The organism is Bacillus cereus group sp. N8 (assembly GCF_016483685.1).
In the GTDB taxonomy this organism is placed as follows: Bacteria; Bacillota; Bacilli; order Bacillales; family Bacillaceae_G; genus Bacillus_A; species Bacillus_A proteolyticus.
On sequence record NZ_JAEHBK010000110.1, the window covers coordinates 1 to 1,347 of the forward strand.

Consider the following 1,347-nt stretch of genomic DNA (forward strand, 5'->3'; position numbering starts at 1 on the left):
AAGAGACAGATATATTTATTTTTACTAATTAATTATGATGTGGATGTTATTTTAAAGTTATTTATACGAAATAACTAAATGGACTTTTTAGGAAGAGAAGGTGATAAAACGTTTTGTTTTGTTAATTTACATAATTTTCAAAATTAAAATCTATAGATGTTAATATTTGTTATATAATAAAATTGTCAAAGCATTACCCCTGTAGTTTCAATGATGAATCTGTATGATGGTTTGTTTGTCCCTTATATTCACCTGAGACTAAAAAGAACTTGTAGGGATGCCTACATCCTACAAGTTTTTTTTGTTTTTCCGGTTAAATGTTGATTTGAAATAAAGCTGGATTAAACTTGGAAATACCGATAGAAATAAAAGGATTGATACATAAGTTAACCACCGATATATGTTATTAAATTAAAAATTGAGACCCAAAAAACAAGAAAGGTTGGCATTTTGCCAGCCTTTCTTGTTTACTACTTCATTCATTTTACAAATAAAAATTTTGTTTTGGGGATACTTAAAAATCTTCGCTTAATGAGCATCGGGCCAAGCTGAAAAAATATAGACTATCGTAAAAAGTTCAGAATTTTATACGATATTAATGAAAGACTTTTGTAACATTTATGAAAGAAATTTGAAAGTTTTTTAAACTAAGATGAATTTATAAATATTGATTTTATATTTTAAATCAATATGCGACAGTATTTATATGTTTGTTTTTTACAGTGTTACATGTAAGCAATCTAGGCTAAATCTTACTAAGAGAGGACAACAAAAATGAAGAAAAAATTTAAAACAATTGGAATTGGAAAGAAAGTAATTCCTACTGCAGCGGTATTAGGTATTCTTTTTTCTGTCGCTCCTATTGCAGAAAACAAAGCTAGCGCAGGGATAGGTACGGTAATAGATATAAGTATTACTGTATTAGGTGCTGTAGCAAACACTTATGAAGCACTTGGAATAAGCCCAGGGGATCGAGACCCTGGCACTCACATTGATGTATATGCCGAAAACGAAACTTACCAAGCTCCTAGTTTTACATCTGGGGAATTTAATATTTCCATGTATCATACACAAGGTGATTTGAATTTTCTTAAACCAGTTAAAGTACGCTATCCAAATGGAAGAATTGAAATTCATCAACTAAAATCTGGGCAGCAGCTTAAAATTACTGAAGCAGGTGCAATTATAGATCTAAACCCTAATGGAGCAAATGTCTCAGAACACGATCTTCTTTACATTACACAAGCACAATTAGACGAAGGAAAGACCGGAGTTGTGATAAATCAAGGCCAACATGCATTTGTAGAAAAAGCATCTGGTAAAAACCCAAGATTTCTTGGTCCACTT

The 1,347-nt window shown here is 30.9% G+C and carries 1 pseudogene; it reads left to right on the forward strand.

What is annotated here, in order from left to right:
- Positions 1-774 precede the first annotated feature (774 nt).
- Positions 775-1,347 (forward strand): annotated as a pseudogene (locus tag JDS80_RS30605) (cell wall-binding protein); the annotation flags it as partial.